Annotated in this window: 17 protein-coding genes and 1 tRNA gene; 17 read left to right on the top strand and 1 reads right to left on the bottom strand. The window is 69.7% G+C overall.

Annotated features, from left to right (window positions below; genetic code table 11):
* Window positions 1-430, top strand: a 430-nt coding sequence (locus ACFQ11_RS17665; RefSeq protein ID WP_378299827.1) for a hypothetical protein, incomplete at its 5' end; no start/stop codon positions are given.
* Window positions 431-486: 56 nt separating this feature from the next.
* Here the strand turns inward: ACFQ11_RS17665 and ACFQ11_RS17670 are convergent.
* Window positions 487-1,698, bottom strand: a complete 1,212-nt coding sequence (locus tag ACFQ11_RS17670; RefSeq protein ID WP_378299829.1) for a pyridoxal phosphate-dependent aminotransferase — start codon at window positions 1,696-1,698, stop codon at window positions 487-489.
* A gap of 257 nt (window positions 1,699-1,955) precedes the next feature.
* On the opposite strand from ACFQ11_RS17670, the gene ACFQ11_RS17675 reads away from it, so the two are divergent.
* From ACFQ11_RS17675 to ACFQ11_RS17750, 16 genes are all read left to right on the top strand, one after another.
* Window positions 1,956-2,028: transfer RNA gene (locus ACFQ11_RS17675), tRNA-Trp, on the top strand.
* 123 nt (window positions 2,029-2,151) lie between these two features.
* Complete coding sequence (gene secE, locus ACFQ11_RS17680; protein WP_378299832.1) at window positions 2,152-2,406, top strand: preprotein translocase subunit SecE; 255 nt, start codon at window positions 2,152-2,154, stop codon at window positions 2,404-2,406.
* Between the two features lie 117 nt (window positions 2,407-2,523).
* A complete protein-coding gene (gene nusG, locus ACFQ11_RS17685; protein WP_378299834.1) occupies window positions 2,524-3,483 on the top strand; it encodes a transcription termination/antitermination protein NusG in 960 nt (319 codons plus the stop codon).
* Window positions 3,484-3,603: 120 nt separating this feature from the next.
* A complete protein-coding gene (rplK, locus tag ACFQ11_RS17690) occupies window positions 3,604-4,032 on the top strand; it encodes a 50S ribosomal protein L11 (protein ID WP_378299836.1) in 429 nt (142 codons plus the stop codon).
* 60 nt (window positions 4,033-4,092) lie between these two features.
* A complete protein-coding gene (rplA, locus tag ACFQ11_RS17695) occupies window positions 4,093-4,809 on the top strand; it encodes a 50S ribosomal protein L1 (protein WP_378299838.1) in 717 nt (238 codons plus the stop codon).
* Between the two features lie 156 nt (window positions 4,810-4,965).
* Complete coding sequence (locus tag ACFQ11_RS17700; RefSeq protein WP_378299840.1) at window positions 4,966-5,883, top strand: hypothetical protein; 918 nt, start codon at window positions 4,966-4,968, stop codon at window positions 5,881-5,883.
* 152 nt (window positions 5,884-6,035) lie between these two features.
* The gene (locus tag ACFQ11_RS17705) at window positions 6,036-6,887 is read left to right on the top strand and encodes an LppX_LprAFG lipoprotein (protein ID WP_378299842.1); all 852 of its coding nucleotides are present in this window, start codon (window positions 6,036-6,038) and stop codon (window positions 6,885-6,887) included.
* A gap of 126 nt (window positions 6,888-7,013) precedes the next feature.
* Entirely contained in the window at window positions 7,014-7,886 is an 873-nt protein-coding gene (locus tag ACFQ11_RS17710; protein ID WP_378299939.1) for a DUF6612 family protein, read from the top strand.
* 311 nt (window positions 7,887-8,197) lie between these two features.
* Window positions 8,198-8,752, top strand: coding sequence for a 50S ribosomal protein L10 (rplJ, locus tag ACFQ11_RS17715; protein WP_378299844.1), 555 nt, complete (start codon window positions 8,198-8,200; stop codon window positions 8,750-8,752).
* Between the two features lie 51 nt (window positions 8,753-8,803).
* Window positions 8,804-9,196 carry a 50S ribosomal protein L7/L12 gene (gene rplL, locus ACFQ11_RS17720; protein ID WP_378299846.1) on the top strand — a complete coding sequence of 131 codons (393 nt, stop codon included), beginning with the start codon at window positions 8,804-8,806 and terminating at the stop codon, window positions 9,194-9,196.
* 761 nt (window positions 9,197-9,957) lie between these two features.
* Window positions 9,958-11,028 carry an ABC transporter ATP-binding protein gene (locus ACFQ11_RS17725; protein WP_378299848.1) on the top strand — a complete coding sequence of 357 codons (1,071 nt, stop codon included), beginning with the start codon at window positions 9,958-9,960 and terminating at the stop codon, window positions 11,026-11,028.
* A complete protein-coding gene (locus ACFQ11_RS17730) occupies window positions 11,028-11,876 on the top strand; it encodes an MlaE family ABC transporter permease (protein ID WP_449193569.1) in 849 nt (282 codons plus the stop codon). The genes ACFQ11_RS17725 and ACFQ11_RS17730 overlap by 1 nt, the downstream gene beginning before the upstream one ends.
* Entirely contained in the window at window positions 11,876-12,724 is an 849-nt protein-coding gene (locus tag ACFQ11_RS17735) for an MlaE family ABC transporter permease (RefSeq protein ID WP_378299850.1), read from the top strand. The genes ACFQ11_RS17730 and ACFQ11_RS17735 overlap by 1 nt, the downstream gene beginning before the upstream one ends.
* Window positions 12,725-12,731: 7 nt before the next feature.
* Complete coding sequence (locus ACFQ11_RS17740) at window positions 12,732-14,039, top strand: MCE family protein (protein WP_378299852.1); 1,308 nt, start codon at window positions 12,732-12,734, stop codon at window positions 14,037-14,039.
* Window positions 14,036-15,067 carry an MCE family protein gene (locus ACFQ11_RS17745; protein ID WP_378299854.1) on the top strand — a complete coding sequence of 344 codons (1,032 nt, stop codon included), beginning with the start codon at window positions 14,036-14,038 and terminating at the stop codon, window positions 15,065-15,067. The genes ACFQ11_RS17740 and ACFQ11_RS17745 overlap by 4 nt, the downstream gene beginning before the upstream one ends.
* Window positions 15,068-16,165: an MCE family protein gene (locus ACFQ11_RS17750; RefSeq protein WP_378299856.1), complete on the top strand. Its 1,098-nt coding sequence runs from the start codon at window positions 15,068-15,070 to the stop codon at window positions 16,163-16,165.
* The last annotated feature ends 13 nt before the right edge of the window (window positions 16,166-16,178 follow it).

Genomic DNA, 16,178 nt, shown 5'->3' on the forward strand with positions numbered 1-16,178 from the left:
CGCGGGGCCGCGGACGCCGCGCCCGGCCACCGCCGCGCCCGGCGGGCTGGCCGTCGAGGCGCCGCGCGTCCGGCCGTCCCTCCCCGCGTGGCTCGGCTACCTGCCGGACGGCCTCGCCGCCGCGCGCCCGTGCACGACCGAGCGCGACACCGCCCGCACCACGACGACGTGCGAGTGGCGCGGCGAGCCCGGGCGGGTGACGATCCGGCTGGTCGAGGGCACCGGCATCGGCGGGCCCGAGGACCTCGCGCCGTCCGTCGGCGTCCCCTCCCGGACGTCCGTCCGGGGGACGCCCGCGCTGGAGGGCGCCGCACCGGGCTCGGGGCGGCAGATCTCCTGGCTGCCGCGTCCCGGCGTCGGCGCGACCGTCCAGGCGCGCGGCGCCGTCGCCGCCGACCTCATGCGGATCGCCGAGGGCGTCCGGCCATAGGGAAGGGCCCCGAGCCGGAGCCCGGGGCCCTTCGCCGTCGTCCGATCGTCAGCTCGTCAGCTCGCCTCGGACAGCAGCTTCGCCACCCGCGACACGCCCTCGACCAGGTCGTCGTCGCCGAGCGCGTACGACAGGCGGAAGTAGCCGGGGGTGCCGAACGCCTCGCCCGGCACCAGCGCCACCTCGGCCTCCTCCAGGATCAGCGAGGCCAGCTCCACGGACGTCTCGGGACGCTTGCCGCGGATCTCCTTGCCGAGCAGCTCCTTCACCGACGGGTACGCGTAGAACGCGCCCTCCGGCTCGGGGCAGAGCACCCCGGGGATCTCGTTCAGCATCTTGACCATCGTGTGGCGGCGCCGGTCGAACGCCTTGCGCATCTCGGCGACGGCGCCGAGGTCGCCCGTCACGGCGGCGAGCGCGGCGGCCTGCGAGACGTTCGCCACATTGGACGTCGCGTGCGACTGGAGGTTCTGCGCGGCCTTCACGACGTCGGCCGGGCCGATCATCCAGCCCACCCGCCAGCCGGTCATCGCGTACGTCTTCGCGACCCCGTTCAGGACGAGCGTGCGGTCGGCGAGCTCCGGCACCACGACGGGCATCGAGCAGAACTCGGCGTCCCCGTACACGAGGTGCTCGTAGATCTCGTCCGTGATCACCCACAGGCCGTGCTCGTCCGCCCAGCGGCCGATCGCCTCGATCTGGTCGCGGGTGTAGACGGCGCCGGTCGGGTTCGACGGGGAGACGAACAGCAGCACCTTCGTCCGGTCCGTGCGGGCCGCCTCGAGCTGCTCGACGCTCACCCGGTACCCGGTCGTCTCGTCGGCGACGACGTCCACCGGCACGCCGCCCGCGAGCTTGATCGATTCGGGGTAGGTCGTCCAGTACGGGGTGGGCACCAGCACCTCGTCGCCCGGGTCGAGCAGCGCGGCGAACGCCTCGTACACCGCCTGCTTGCCGCCGTTGGTCACCAGGACCTGGGACGACTCGACGCGCAGGCCCGAGTCGCGCGCGGTCTTCTCGGCGATCGCCGTGCGCAGTTCCGGCAGCCCCCCGGCCGGCGTGTACTTGTGGAACCGCGGGACGCGGCAGGCCGTCACCGCGGCCTCGACGATGTAGTCGGGGGTCGGGAAGTCGGGCTCTCCGGCGCCGAACCCGATGACCGGACGCCCGGCGGCCTTCAGCGCCTTGGCCTTGGCGTCGACGGCCAGCGTGGCGGACTCGGAGATCGCGGAGATGCGCTTGGAGATGCGAGGACGGTCGATGCTCATACCCCTATCGTTACAGACCCCGGCCGGTGACCAGAGCGATATGTATGGGCCGGTGGGGGCGCGTTCCGCGACCCCGACCCGACGATCTTCTGGGGTTTCGGTTCGACGCGGGGGCCGCGGCGACGTAGACTCCTGCCACTAGTGACGCGTCACCGGCTACGAGGCTGTCCGCACGAGCGACCCTCGGGAGGCCGTAAGCTGGTAACCGGCACGCGCTCGGCCACCCGGTCGGGCAGTTCTCCGTCTTCGGAGAATGAAGGGCAGTGGCTCAATTGGTAGAGCACCGGTCTCCAAAACCGGCGGTTGGGGGTTCGAGTCCCTCCTGCCCTGCGAGGTGCGGTGCGCGCACCCGTGCCGGCCGCGTCGCGGCGGCCGACGCCGTGACGCGCGAAGGCGTGAACGGCGCGGCGACCACGAGGTGGTCAGAACACGACCGATGAGGTGAACGGCGGCATGGCGACTGAGACGCGCGGCGAGCCCGAGGCCAAGGACGACGGCAAGGGCAAGCGGAAGAAGGTCGGGAAGCGGACCTCCCCCGCGCTGTTCGTGCGCCAGATCGTCGCCGAGCTGCGCAAGGTCATCTGGCCCACCCGCCGGGAACTGATCACGTACACGACGGTCTCCCTGGTGTTCGTCATCTTCATGGTCGCGCTCGTCTCCGGTGCCGACTGGGGTCTGCAGGAAGGCATCTACGCCATCTTCGGCTGACCCAGCCCCGCCGGGACGACCGGCGCATCGGCCGTCCGGGCCGCGCGCGGCCGCCGAACGGCCGCACCGCCGTACCGTCGTACAACCAGTCAGCGCAGACCGAGAGAAAGAGACACCGTGTCCGAGTCCTCACAGCCCTACGACGAGGCCGTGGAAGAGGCCCAGTCCGCTGCGGCTGCTGCGGCCGGCCAGGCGGCCGAGCCCGCCGACGAGGCGGCCGAAGCGGCCGTCACCGCCGGGGAAGGCGAGCCCGCGGACACGAAGCTCGAGGGCGAAGAGCCCCCCGGTCCGGAGGTCGCCGAGGGCGCCGCCGACCTCGCCGCCGAGGTGCGCGCCGAGGACGAGGCCGCCACCGAGGGCGAGGACGCCGAGCCGGGCGAGGCCGCGGAGACCGGTGAGGCCGCGGAGACCGGTGAGGGCGCGGAGACCGGTGAGGGCGCCGGAGAGGACGAAGCCGACGAGGTCCCCGCCGGGCCCCCGGTCGACCCGTACGCCGACTTCAAGATGGAGCTGCGGCTCCAGCCGGGCGACTGGTACGTCGTGCACACGTACGCGGGTTACGAGAACCGGGTCAAGACCAACATCGAGACCCGGACGCAGACCCTCAACATGGAGGACTACATCTTCCAGATCGAGGTCCCGCAGCACGAGGTCACCGAGATCAAGCAGGGCAAGCGGCAGAAGGTCAACGAGAAGGTCCTGCCGGGGTACATCCTCGTCCGCATGGACCTCACCGACGAGTCCTGGGCCGCGGTCCGCAACACCCCGGGCGTCACCGGGTTCGTGGGCCTGCTGAACAAGCCGTCCCCGCTGAGCCTGGACGAGGTCGCGAAGCTGCTGGCCCCCGAGCCCGAAGAGGTCGCCGGGGCCGTCAAGGCCAAGGAGCCCGCGAAGGCGCAGGCGACCGTCGACTACGAGGTCGGCGAGTCCGTCACCGTCATGGACGGCCCGTTCGCGACGCTCCCGGCCACCGTCAACGAGATCAACGTCGAGGCGCAGAAGCTCAAGGTGCTGGTCAGCATCTTCGGGCGCGAGACTCCGGTCGAGCTGTCCTTCAACCAGGTTTCCAAGATCTGACAGACCCGCCCCGACCAGGGGCGTACAGCGGCTCCCACACGGCGGAATCGTTCCAGCCGCCGTGTTGCCCGGAACTCCGGGAGTCGGAGCCATCGAAAAATGGGACACAAGGGGTGAGGCATGCCTCCCAAGAAGAAGGTCGCCGCAGTCGTCAAGGTGCAGCTGCAGGCGGGCGCCGCGACCCCGGCGCCGCCGGTCGGTACCGCGCTCGGTCCGCACGGCGTCAACATCATGGACTTCTGCAAGCAGTACAACGCTGCGACGGAGGCCCAGCGCGGCAACGTCATCCCCGTAGAGATCACCATCTACGAGGACCGCTCGTTCACCTTCGTCACCAAGACCCCGCCGGCCGCGCAGCTCATCCTGAAGGCCGCGGGCGTGGAGAAGGGCAGCGGCGAGCCGCACAAGACCAAGGTCGGCTCGGTGACCGCGGACCAGATCCGCGAGATCGCCGGCACCAAGATGCCCGACCTCAACGCCAAGGACCTCGAGGCCGCCGAGAAGATCGTCGCGGGCACCGCGCGGTCCATGGGCATCGAGGTCAAGTAAGTCCGTCACGTGGGAGGGCCGGGCGCGGCCCGCGACCACGAGTTCCACTGGAGGAACAGCATGAAGCGCAGCAAGGGCTACCGCGCCGCGGCCGAGAAGATCGACCGCGACCGGCTGTACAGCCCGGTCGAGGCCGTGCGGCTCGCCAAGGAGACCGCGGTCACCAAGTTCGACGCGACCGTCGAGGTCGCCCTGCGGCTGGGCGTCGACCCCCGCAAGGCCGACCAGATGGTGCGCGGCACCGTCAACCTGCCGCACGGCACCGGTAAGACCGCCCGCGTGCTGGTCTTCGCCGGCGGCGCGAAGGCCGACGAGGCCCGCGAGGCCGGTGCCGACTTCGTCGGCTCCGACGACATGATCGAGCGGATCCAGGGCGGCTTCCTGGACTTCGACGCGGTCGTGGCGACGCCGGACCAGATGGGCAAGGTCGGCCGGCTGGGCCGGGTGCTCGGTCCGCGCGGCCTGATGCCGAACCCGAAGACGGGCACGGTCACCATGGACGTGGCCAAGGCCGTCTCCGACATCAAGGGCGGCAAGATCGAGTTTCGGGTCGACCGGCACGCGAACCTGCACTTCATCATCGGCAAGGCGTCGTTCGACGAGCGCCTGCTGGTGGAGAACTACGCGGCGGCGATCGAGGAGATCCAGCGGCTCAAGCCGTCGGCCGCCAAGGGCCGGTACGTCAAGAAGGCCGCGCTGACCACCTCGATGGGCCCGAGCATCCCGGTGGACCCGAACGCGGTCCGCAACCTGACGGCGGAGCTCGAGACCGCCTGATCCGTTCGGCCTGATCACAGGGCGTCCCCGCACGGGGGCGCCCTGTGGCGTTTCCGGCGGAAAGAGGGGGATTACCGGATATCTGGTCCGGAAATGGCCAAACCGATATGCGAAGACCTTTGTTACCGCCGGGGAACCTGGTGTTGAATCGGGGCCGTGAAGCGTAGAACGGACCGGATCATCGCGATGTCCGCGCTCGGTGCCGTGGCGGTCGTCCCCACGGTCGTCCTGGCGGTGGTGAAGACCGGCGGCGGCCCGGGGCCGGACGCCGGGGCGATGCCGCCCGCCGCCGCCATGGCCGAGCGGGACGCCGCCGGGGAGGGGCCCGGCACGGGAACGCTGACCCCCTCCGGCGGCGCGGTCCCCGGGACCGGGACGGGCTCCGGCGCGGGCGCCGGGGCCGGTTCGGGCGCGGGCGCGGGCTCGTCCGGCGGCGCCGGGACGGCCGCGGCGGGCGGCGGGAGCGCGGCCGCGAAGGCCGTGCTGCCCGACGAGCAGCCGAAGCCGAGCCCCGATCTGCGCGCGTTCGTCCGCAAGACGGACGTGAAGCTGACGCTCGGGACGGGCGGCGACTACACGCACGCGGCGGAGACCGCGGAATTCACGCTCTACCCGGAGTTCGCGCTGACCGCGACGGGCGTCACCACCACGGTCAAGGACGGCCAGACGTCCAAGGTGACAGAGAAGGTCGTGGTGAAGGACGGCGTTCTGAAGGGGTACGACGGGCGGCAGTGGACGCAGTCCAAGCTGACCGAGGCCCAGTTGACGCAGCTACAGACGCAGTCGGACCCCCGCCAGTTCACGTACCTGATGGCGAGCCTCCCCGGCCTGTTCGCGGAGGGACCGGACGCGCAGGGCCGCACGCACTTCCTCGCCGAGACCGCCATGGGCCACCTGTACCCGCTGCTGCCGCGGCAGGCGGCGGAAGAGATCGGCAAGGTCGTCCCGGCGGAGACCGGGGCCGGCGTGGACCTGTGGGCGAACGCGAAGGGCCGTCCGACCTGGATCGGGCTGAAGGCGCAGGCCCCGGCCGGTGGGCTGGACGGCTCGATGACGTTCGGCTCCTACCGCTGAGACGTCCCCGGGAGCCCGTTCGTCATCCCGGCCGGTACCTCCAGAGGCGTACCGGATCGCCCGGCATTCGTACCATCGGGGGATGCCGCGTTCCCGCCGCGCCTACAGACTGGTGGGTAACGAGCAGGGCGATCAAGGAGGCTCGAGAACCGATGAACCGACGACTCATGGTCGCCGCCGGCGGAACCGCGATGGGGGCGGTGCTCCTGCTGTCCGGCTGCGGCGGGGACGGGTCGGGCGGCACGGCGGCCAACGTGAACCTCAGCGCGAACGAGGCGCTGCTGGCCTCGTCGAAGGAGACGAGCAAGGCCGACACGTTCCAGGCCGACCTGACCGTCACGACCGAAGGGGACGGCGCCGGGAAGATCCGCGCCAACGGCCGCTTCCAGTTGCGGCCGACGCTGAAGTTCTCCGCCGAGCTGGACGAGGCGTCGCGGGGCGGGTCGGCGATCCCGGGCCTTCAGGGGCGCGCCATCTACACCGGCGACGTGCTGTACGCGAAGGTCCCGCAGCTCGCCCGGTTCGTCGCGGACGGCAAGCCGTGGGTGAAGATCGACGTGAACCAGGTCGCGCAGCAGAGCGGCTTCGACGTCCGGCGGCTGATCGACCAGGTCCGGAAGGTGAACCCGGCCGAGCAGACGAAGATGCTCACCGGCTCCGAGGACGTCCGCCGCGTCGGGACCGAGGAGGTCAACGGCGTCCAGACGACGCACTACGCCGGCACCGTCACCGTCCAGGACGCGCTGAGCCGCCTCGACGCGCAGACGCGCGAGGAGGTGCGGCAGTACATGCCGGCGGACGCCGACGCGACGATCGAGTTCGACCTGTGGACCGACGGCGAGAACCTGCCGCGCAAGCTCGAGACGAACGTGAAGGGCGACCGGGGGCACGCGGGCGAGGTGACCGTCGTCTACAGCGAGTACGGCGAGCCGGTGTCGGTGAACCCGCCCCCGGCCGACCAGGTCGGGACGCTCTCCCTGCAGTCCTTCCTCGGCGGTAACTGACCGTTAACTGACGGAAATTCCAGTTCGGGGCGAACCGGGCGGGGGTCTCCCGCGTCATAAGGAACGAATAAAGGGCGGTCCGGTCCCGGCCGGGCCGCTCTTCGACGATGCGAGGAGACCGTGAAGATGATCCGTCGGTTCGCCGTGGGGACCGCGTTGGTCACCAGCCTGACCCTCTCGCTCACCGGCTGTCTCGGCGATGCCGGCGACAAGGTGAGCCAGGCGGGCGAGAACCTGAAGCTGAGCGCGGCCCAGGTGCTGGGCAAGAGCGCGGAGAAGACCGGCCAGATCGACAGCTTCCAGGCCGACTTCGACATGACCGTCCAGGCCCCCGACGGGAACGTCAAGGCGGCCGGAGTCATGCAGTACCAGCTGAAGCCCGAGCTGGCGTACAGCATGAAGTACACCGAGATGTCCGTCGGCGGCCAGTCCATGGCCGGGATGGAGCAGCTGCTCATCGGCCGCACCATGTACATGAAGATGCCGATGCTGTCGGAGCTGCCCGGCGCCGGGGGCAAGCCCTGGATGAAGATCTCCCTCGAGGAGGCGGGCAAGGCGGCCGGGCTGAACATCGACCAGATGCTGCAGCAGTCGCAGCAGATGGACCCGGTGCAGAACATGAAGAAGCTGACGGCGTCCAAGGACGTCCGTGAGGTCGGCAAGGAGAACGTGAACGGCGTCGAGACGACGCACTACTCGGGCACGTACAAGCTGGCGGACGCCATCGCGGAGCTTCCCGCGGAGCAGCAGGACGCGGCTCGCGCGGCCATCGCCCAGACGGGCATGGAGTCGATGAAGTTCGACGTGTGGGTGGACGGGCAGCAGCTCCCGCAGAAGATGGCGATGACGACGCCGTCGTCCGCCGCGGGCGCGATGTCGATGACGATGACCTACCGCGACTACGGCAAGCCGGTGCAGATCGCGGCGCCGCCCGCGGGCCAGGTCACCGACATGGCCGAGATGATGCAGGGCATGGGCGGCGGCCTCGGCGGCAGCTGACCCGGAATCCCCGACCCGAGCCGAGGGGGTCGCGCCGGAGGGCGCGGCCCCCTCGGCCGTTACGGGACGCGCCGATTTGGTCTGAGGGCGCTCGCCCGCGTAGTCTGTTCCGTGCCGAAGACCGCCGGTCGCCGCCCGCTCACGGGCGGCCGAAGGACCCGAAGAGATTCGGGCGGCCCGCGTAGGTGAGACGAGAGCTTCCGCATGACCTCCGCGTCATGTCCACGCCCCGTGCGCCTGCGCCGGGGCGTTCCCTTTTCCGAGACCTTTTTCGCCCCGGCGGCTTCCCCAAGGTAATCGGAAGGAGGGCCATGGCCAAGGACCACAAGGATGCGGCCATCGCCGAGCTCAAGAACGAGTTCGAGAGCTCGAACGGCGCCGTGCTGACCGAGTACCGCGGGCTGTCGGTCGCGCAGGTCACCGAACTGCGCGGCAACCTCGGCGAGGTCGCACGTTTTCGCGTTGTGAAGAACACGCTGACCAAGCGCGCCGCGAACGAGGCCGGTGTCGACGAGCGGTTCCGCGAGCTGCTCGAAGGCCCGTCGGCCATCGCGTTCGTCCGGGGCGACGTGGTCGAGGCCGCCAAGGGCCTGCGCGACTTCGCCAAGGCGAACCCGGCGCTGGTGATCAAGGGCGGGTACATCGACGGTCAGTCGATGGACGCCGCGCAGGTCACCAAGCTGGCCGACCTGGAGTCTCGCGAGGTGCTCCTCGCGAAGCTGGCCGGCGCGATGAAGGGCTCCATGGCGAACGCCGCCGCGCTCTTCAACGCCCTGCCGACGCAGACGGCTCAGCTCGCCGAGGCGCTGCGCGCCAAGCGCGAGGGCGAGGGCGAGACCGCCCCCGCCGAAGCGTCCGCCGAATAGGCACCCGCGGTTCCGTACACCCCAGTTTCAAGCCATAGCGGAGGAAACATCATGGCGAAGCTCAGCACCGACGAGCTGCTCGACGCTTTCAAGGAGATGACCCTTCTCGAGCTCTCCGAGTTCGTGAAGCAGTTCGAAGAGGTCTTCGACGTCAAGGCCGCCGCTCCGGCCGTGGCCGTCGCGGCCGCCCCGGCCGCCGGTGGCGGCGAGGGTGGCGGCGAGGAGGCCGCCCAGGACGAGTTCGACGTCATCCTCGAGGGTGCCGGCGACAAGAAGATCCAGGTCATCAAGGAGGTGCGCGCGCTCACCAGCCTCGGCCTGAAGGAGGCCAAGGACCTGGTCGACGGCGCGCCGAAGCCGCTGCTGGAGAAGGTCAACAAGGAGACCGCCGACAAGGCCAAGGAGGCCCTGGAGAAGGCGGGCGCCTCGGTCACCGTCAAGTAGCCAGGACGGTCCGCAGGACCTTCGCGCACCGGAGCCGTGCGGCTCGGCTCCACCGCGTCGCAGAAGGCGGTCACCCGTTCCGGGTGGCCGCCTTCTCGCGTGTCCGGCTCCGGACGCCTCCCCGCACCCGGGCGGGGCCGGACGGACGGGCGCGAGCGCGCGTGGACGGGGAGCGGCCACCGGGCGGCCGGCCGGCCCGCGTCGTCGGGTGCTGCGGGTTGTCGGTTGCTGCGCAACCATGCTGGTCAGGGGCCTCGGTTTTCTGTCCCGAGGTGATAAATGCCCGGTTCAAACCGTGTGCCGGGGCGGGTTGTGCGGGTCACATACCGGGGCGTAGCGTCCCGTTCTGGTGCTGTGGCCCCACCGGGCCGCTCCCGTAACGGCCGCCCGTCGGGCAACAGCGGACGGCCGCGCCGTGACCCCCCGGCTTGAGGTGTCGGTTCTTGGACCACTAGTCTCATAGACGCCGTAAGTAACGATTGTCTTACGACGTCGCATTTAGCCGCTGATCTGGTCCGGTACCTCTTCCATTTGCCCGGGAGGTCGCTACGGTAGTGGCACCCGTCACGGCTACCGGACGGTAGCAAGGGGACGGGCACGCGGTGTGACGACAGAACCTCCGTAAGACAGCCTCGGTAAGACAGCCTCGGTAAGACAGCCTCGGTAAGACAGCCTCGGTAAGACAGCCTCGGTAAGACAGAGCCTGAGTACTACTCGCTCATTGGTTCGGGATTCCCCCCGGCCTGGACGAAAGGTGACGAGTGGGCGTCGAGATCAGAGTTGAGGGCCTGACCAAGTCCTTCGGCCGCCAGGTGATCTGGCAGGACGTGTCGCTGACCATTCCCGCAGGGGAGATCTCCGTTCTCCTGGGCCCATCCGGCACCGGCAAGTCGGTCTTCCTGAAGTCGCTCGTCGGGCTGCTCAAGCCGGACCGCGGGCACATCTGGATCGGCGACCGGGACCTGCCCAACCTGCCCGAGTCGCAGCTGTACGAGACGCGGAAGCTGTTCGGCGTCCTGTTCCAGGACGGCGCCCTCTTCGGCTCGATGAACCTGTTCGACAACATCGCGTTCCCGCTGCGCGAGCACACCAAGAAGTCCGAGTCCGAGGTCAAGCGCATCGTCCTCGAGAAGATGGACCTGGTGGGCCTGCTCGGCGCCGAGTACAAGCTGCCCGGCGAGATCTCCGGCGGTATGAAGAAGCGCGCCGGCCTGGCCCGCGCGCTGGTGCTGGACCCCGAGATCCTCCTGGTGGACGAGCCGGACTCCGGCCTCGACCCGGTGCGGACCGCGTTCCTGAACCAGGTGTTCATCGACCTCAACGCGCAGATCAACGCGACGTTCCTGATCGTCACCCACGACATCAACACCGCCCGGACCGTCCCGGACAACATCGGCCTGCTGTACCAGCGGAACCTGGCGATGTTCGGGCCGCGGGAGATGCTGCTGTCGAGCGAGGAGCCGGTCGTCCGGCAGTTCCTCAACGCGAGCAAGATCGGCCCGATCGGCATGTCGGAGGAGAAGGACGCCTCCGAGCTCGAGGCCGAGGCGAAGATGGGGCACGACCCGGGCAAGCTGCCGCCGATCCCGCCGCAGCAGATGCCGACGAACGGGCTGCTGCGCGCGGGCCAGCACGCGCCCGGCGCGTGGTGCGCGGCGCACGGCGTCGTCCCGCCGCCCGGTTCGTTCATCGACGACCTGGGGCGCAACTGGGTCGAGGAGTGGCCGCGCTACGTGGCGTCGCTGGCCCCGGCCGGCGGAGCCGCCGCCGCGCCCGGCCAGTTCCCCGGCGGCCCGCCGCCCGGACAGTACGGGGCGGGTGCGAATCACTGATGTCCACTCCTGGTATCGGCGCGAACCAGGGCGGTGAAGACGGCAGGTCGTCCCGTGTGTCGCTCCGCAAGATCGGCGACGGCGCGACGAACGTCGTGGTCAGGGAACCGGGGCGGTTCTTCGCCCTGTGTCTGGACACCGGCCGCGCGATGTTCCAGTGGCCGTTCCAGTGGCGCGAGTTCATCCAGCAGGCCTGGTTCATCGTCAGCGTCACGGTCGTCCCGACGATGCTGGTCGCGATCCCGTTCGGCGGCGTGCTGTCGTTGCAGGTCGGCGGGCTGATCCGGCAGCTCGGCGCGCAGTCCTACACCGGCGCGACGGCGGTCGTGGCGATCGTCCGCGAGGCGAGCCCCCTGGTCACGTCGCTGCTCATCGCCGGCGCGGCCGGGTCGGCGATGTGCGCCGACATCGGATCACGGAAGATCCGCGAGGAGATCGACGCCATGGAGGTGCTGGGGATCAATCCCCTGCACCGCCTGGTGGTCCCGCGGATGCTGGCGTGCGCGTTCGTGGCGCTGTTCCTGAACGGCCTGGTGTCGGTCGTCGGCCTGATGGGCGGCTACGTCTTCAACGTCATGCTGCAGGACGGGACGCCGGGCGCGTACCTGGCCTCGTTCAACGCGATCGCGCAGCTCCCCGACCTGCTCCAGGCGGAGTTCAAGGCGTTCGTCTTCGGCATCACCGCCGGCCTGGTCGCGGCATATAAGGGACTGAACGCCAAGGGAGGCCCGAAGGGCGTGGGCGATGCGGTCAACCAGACCGTGGTCATCACCTTCATGCTCTTGTTCGTGGAGAACTTCCTGATCTCCACGCTGTACTTCCAGTTCGTTCCGTCGAAGGGCATGTGATGGCGACGGCTGGAAAGGCGGGGCGGACGTTCGGCCGGTGGCTGAACGTGCCGCTCCAGCGGCTGGACGACTTCGGGCACCAGCTGTCGTTCTACCTGCGGGCGTTCGCGTGGACGTTCCGGGCGCTGCGCCGGTACCGCACCGAGGTGATGCGGCTGCTGGCGGAGGTGAGCCTCGGCACCGGCGGCCTCGCGGTGATCGGCGGCTCGGTGGTGATCGTCGGCTTCATGACGTTCTTCACCGGCAGCCAGGTCGGCCTGCAGGGGTTCGAGTCGCTGGACCAGATCGGGACGGCCGCGTTCACCGGGTTCGTCGCGTCGTACTTCAACACGCGCGAGATCGCGCCGCTGGTGTCGGCGCTGGCGCTGTCGGCGACGGTCGGGTGCGGGTTCACCGCGCAGCTCGGCGCGATGCGGATCTCCGACGAGATCGACGCGCTGGAGGTCATGGCCGTCCCGTCGATGCCGTTCCTGGTGACGACGCGGATGATCGCCGGGATGATCGCGGTGATCCCGCTGTACATCGTGGGTCTGCTGGCGTCGTACGGCGCGACCCGGATCGTCGTGACGACGTTCTACGGGCAGTCGACCGGCACCTACGACCACTACTTCAATCTGTTCCTGCCGCCGAACGACATCCTGTGGTCGTTCGGCAAGGTGATCATCTTCGCCGTCCTGGTGATGCTGATCCACTGCTACTACGGCTACAACGCGAGCGGCGGGCCGGCCGGCGTGGGCGTCGCGGTGGGCCGTGCGGTGCGCACGAGCCTCGTCGTGATCAACGTGGCGGACCTGATGCTCGGCATGGCGATCTGGGGCACCGACACGTCGGTGCGGATCGCGGGGTGAGGGCGCGATGAGCGAACGGATGCGACTGCGCCTGCTGGGTGTGACGATGGTCGCGGTCATCGTCCTCTCGCTGGCGTTGACGGTGGCGTTCTACAACAAGGCGTTCCAGCCGGTGGTGCGCGTGAAGGTCGCCGCCGAGCGGGTGGGGCTGCAGTTGCTGCCGCACTCGGACGTCAAGGTGCGGGGCCTGATCGTCGGCGAGGTGCGCGACACCGAGGTGACCGACGACGGCGCGATCCTGCACCTGGCGCTGGACCCGGAGAAGGCGAAGCTGATCCCGCGGAACGTCCAGGCGCGGATGCTGCCGAAGACGCTGTTCGGGGAGAAGTACGTGTCGCTGGAGATCCCCGCGCAGGCGGGGGCGGCCGGGCTGACGGACGGCATGACGATCCAGCAGGACCGGTCGCGCGCGGCCGTCGAGATCAACCGGCTGCTGGACGATCTGCTGCCGCTGCTGCAGGCGGTGAAGCCGGCGGAGCTGAACACGACGCTGAACGCGCTCGCGACGGCGCTGCAGGGCCGCGGCGACCAGCTCGGCGAGAACCTGGAGCAGGCCGACGCGCTGCTCAAGAAGATCAACCCCGAGCTCGGCACGCTCGTCAAGGACCTGCACGGCCTGGCGGACGTCGCGGACGTCTACAACGCCGCGGCCCCCGACCTGCTGCAGACCCTCCGGAACCTGAACGTGACGAGCCGGACGATCACCGACAAGGAACGGACGATCGAGCGGCTCATCCCCGCGGTGACGGCGCTGTCGGACGACGGGAACACGTTCATGCGGCAGAACGGCCCGAAGATCATCGGGGTGAACATCGCGAACCGGGACGTGCTGCAGATCGTCGCGAAGTACTCGCCGTCGCTGCCGTGCGTCCTCGAGGGCATCATGGAGGCCAAGCCGGAGCTGGAGCGCGTGGGCGGCGGCGGGGGGTCGTCGACGTACAACCTCACGATCGAGATCGTGAAGCCGCGCCCGGCGTACAAGTACCCGCTGGACAAGCCGGAGGCCCGGGACCACCGCAACCCGCGCTGCTACGGGATCCCGAACTCGAAGGTCCCCTTCCCGGACTACCTCGCGCTGGACGGCACGCAGGACGACCTGTGGTGGAAGAACCCCGACCCGGCGAACGCGGGCGCGGCGGGGAACCGGGGCCGCGCGCTGTCGAACGTGTTCGTCGAGCCGGGCTCGGCGAACGAGAACGAGACGATCAAGAACATCGTCGCGCCGCTGACCCGGACGCCGTCCGATGAGCTGTCGGACATGTCGGCGCTGATGTTCGGGCCGCTGCTGCAGGGATCGGTGGTGACGGTCGAGTGAAGACGACGGGCGCGGCGATCAAGCTGGGGATCTTCGTGGTCCTCACCTCGCTGACCACGGGCGTGCTGGCGATGACGATCTCGAACCTGCGGTTCGGTCCGTCGAAGACGTACAAGGCGGTGTTCTCCGACGTCACCGGGCTGCTGGAGAACGACGACGTGCGGGTCGCCGGCGTGCGCGTCGGGCAGATCGAGGACATCGAGCTGCACAAGGGCACGCAGGCGCTGGTGACGTTCAGCCTGGACTCCGACGGGGTGTTCCGGGCCGGGCTGCCGAAGTCCACGCAGGCGCACATCCGCTACCGCAACCTGATGGGGCAGCGGTACCTGGCGCTGACCGACGGGGCCGGGCGGCCGAACCAGTTCTTCGACCCGGGCGACACGATCCCGCTGGCGCAGACCAGGCCGGCGCTGGACCTGACCGTCCTGTTCAACGGGTTCCGGCCGCTGTTCCGGGCGCTGGAGCCGAAGGACGTCAACACCCTCGCGATGCAGATCATCAAGGTGCTGCAGGGCGAGGGCGGGACGATCAACAGCCTGCTGCGGCACACGGCGTCGCTGACGAACACGCTCGCGGACCGCGACCAGGTGATCGGCCGGGTCATCGAGAACCTCAACGAGGTGCTCGGCACGATCGACTCGCGGCACGAGCAGGTCAACAAGATGGTCGTGGACCTGCGGAGTTTCGTCGGCGGGCTGGCCCACGACCGTGAGGCGATCTTCGAGTCGGTCGAGGCGATCAACGGGCTGGAGTCGGCGACGGCGGGCCTGCTGCAGGACACCCGGCCCGACATCAAGGACGACATCGCGGGGCTGCGGAAGCTCACCGGGACGCTCGACGACCACAGCGCGACCCTCGACAAGGGGCTGCAGCGGACGCCGCGGCGGCTCGAGGAACTGCTGAACATCTCGTCCTACGGCTCCTGGTTCAACATGTACGTCTGCGGTCTCGACGCGCGGGTGCGGCTGCCGGGCGGACCGGTCTACCAGACACCGGCGATCGTGAACGAGAACGCGAGGTGCAAGTAGATGAGGATTCCGTTCCGGGAGCGAAACCCGGTCCCCATCGGCCTCTCCGCGTTCGCGATCATCATCGTCGCGCTGCTGGTGGTGATGAACCTGGACCGGATCCCGTTCGTCACCGGCGGCAAGACCTACACCGCGTCGTTCAGGGAGGCCGCCGGGCTCGAGCCCGACGAGGAGGTCCGCATCGCGGGCGTCAAGGTCGGCCAGGTCCGCGCGGTCGAGCTGGACGGCGACAAGGTGAAGGTCACGTTCCGGGTGGACGACGGCGTGAAGCTGGGCGACCGCACCGAGGCGAGCATCAAGATCAAGACGCTGCTGGGCGCGCACTACCTCGGGCTGTCGCCGAACGGGTCGCGGCCGATGAAGTCGCACATCCCGCTCGAGCGGACGCACACGCCGTTCGAGGTCGTCCCGGCGATCAGCGAGCTGGGCGAGCGGGTCGGGCAGATCGACGTGCAGCAGGTCGCGCGGTCGTTCGACGTGCTGTCGACGACGTTCGCGAACTCGCCCGACGAGGTGCGGGCGTCGCTGCAGGGCCTGCGGCGGCTGTCGGACACCATCGCCTCCCGCGACGACGAGCTGCACGAGCTGGCCGACAAGGCCCGCAGCGTGTCGGGGCTGCTCGCGGACCGCAACGAGGACTTCGAGAAGCTCGTCCGGGACGGCGACCGGCTGCTGGCGGCCGTCCAGGCGCGGCGCGAGGTCATCCACCGGCTGCTGGTGAACACCGTCCGCCTCTCCCAGCAGGTCAACGCGTTGATCAGGGAGAACGAGGCGCAGCTCAAGCCGATGCTGGACAACCTGGAGCAGGTCAACCAGGTGCTGCTGAAGAACCAGCAGAACCTCGACCGGATCCTGCAGCTGTTCGGCCCGTTCGCCCGCCAGTTCGCGGACGTCACCGGCACCGGCCGCTGGTTCGACGCCTACCTGCAGAACCTCATCCCGATCCCGGCGTCCATCGACGACTCGAACGCCGGGACGAAGGGGGAGGGCGGCGGCCACGGCGGCACCCAGCACGGCGCCCAGAACGGCCAGAACCAGACCAGGCAGGGCCAGAACGGCCAGAACCAGGGCGACAGCCCGCTTCCCTTCCTCCCGTGACAGCAGGCAGGTA

The organism is Actinomadura sediminis, assembly GCF_042675525.1.
In the GTDB taxonomy this organism is placed as follows: domain Bacteria; phylum Actinomycetota; class Actinomycetes; order Streptosporangiales; family Streptosporangiaceae; genus Spirillospora; species Spirillospora sediminis.

Bases quoted from the DNA above. Each gene is read 5' to 3' on its own strand.
- ACFQ11_RS17740 (WP_378299852.1), top strand. From the start codon at position 12,732: ATGAGCGAACGGATGCGACTGCGCCTGCTGGGTGTGACGATGGTCGCG.
- ACFQ11_RS17735 (WP_378299850.1), top strand. From the start codon at position 11,876: ATGGCGACGGCTGGAAAGGCGGGGCGGACGTTCGGCCGGTGGCTGAAC.
- rplL (WP_378299846.1), top strand. From the start codon at position 8,804: ATGGCGAAGCTCAGCACCGACGAGCTGCTCGACGCTTTCAAGGAGATG.
- rplA (WP_378299838.1), top strand. From the start codon at position 4,093: ATGAAGCGCAGCAAGGGCTACCGCGCCGCGGCCGAGAAGATCGACCGC.
- rplJ (WP_378299844.1), top strand. From the start codon at position 8,198: ATGGCCAAGGACCACAAGGATGCGGCCATCGCCGAGCTCAAGAACGAG.
- ACFQ11_RS17670 (WP_378299829.1), bottom strand. From the start codon at position 1,698: ATGAGCATCGACCGTCCTCGCATCTCCAAGCGCATCTCCGCGATCTCC.
- ACFQ11_RS17730 (WP_449193569.1), top strand. From the start codon at position 11,028: ATGTCCACTCCTGGTATCGGCGCGAACCAGGGCGGTGAAGACGGCAGG.
- ACFQ11_RS17705 (WP_378299842.1), top strand. From the start codon at position 6,036: ATGAACCGACGACTCATGGTCGCCGCCGGCGGAACCGCGATGGGGGCG.
- rplK (WP_378299836.1), top strand. From the start codon at position 3,604: ATGCCTCCCAAGAAGAAGGTCGCCGCAGTCGTCAAGGTGCAGCTGCAG.
- secE (WP_378299832.1), top strand. From the start codon at position 2,152: ATGGCGACTGAGACGCGCGGCGAGCCCGAGGCCAAGGACGACGGCAAG.
- ACFQ11_RS17750 (WP_378299856.1), top strand. From the start codon at position 15,068: ATGAGGATTCCGTTCCGGGAGCGAAACCCGGTCCCCATCGGCCTCTCC.
- ACFQ11_RS17710 (WP_378299939.1), top strand. From the start codon at position 7,014: ATGATCCGTCGGTTCGCCGTGGGGACCGCGTTGGTCACCAGCCTGACC.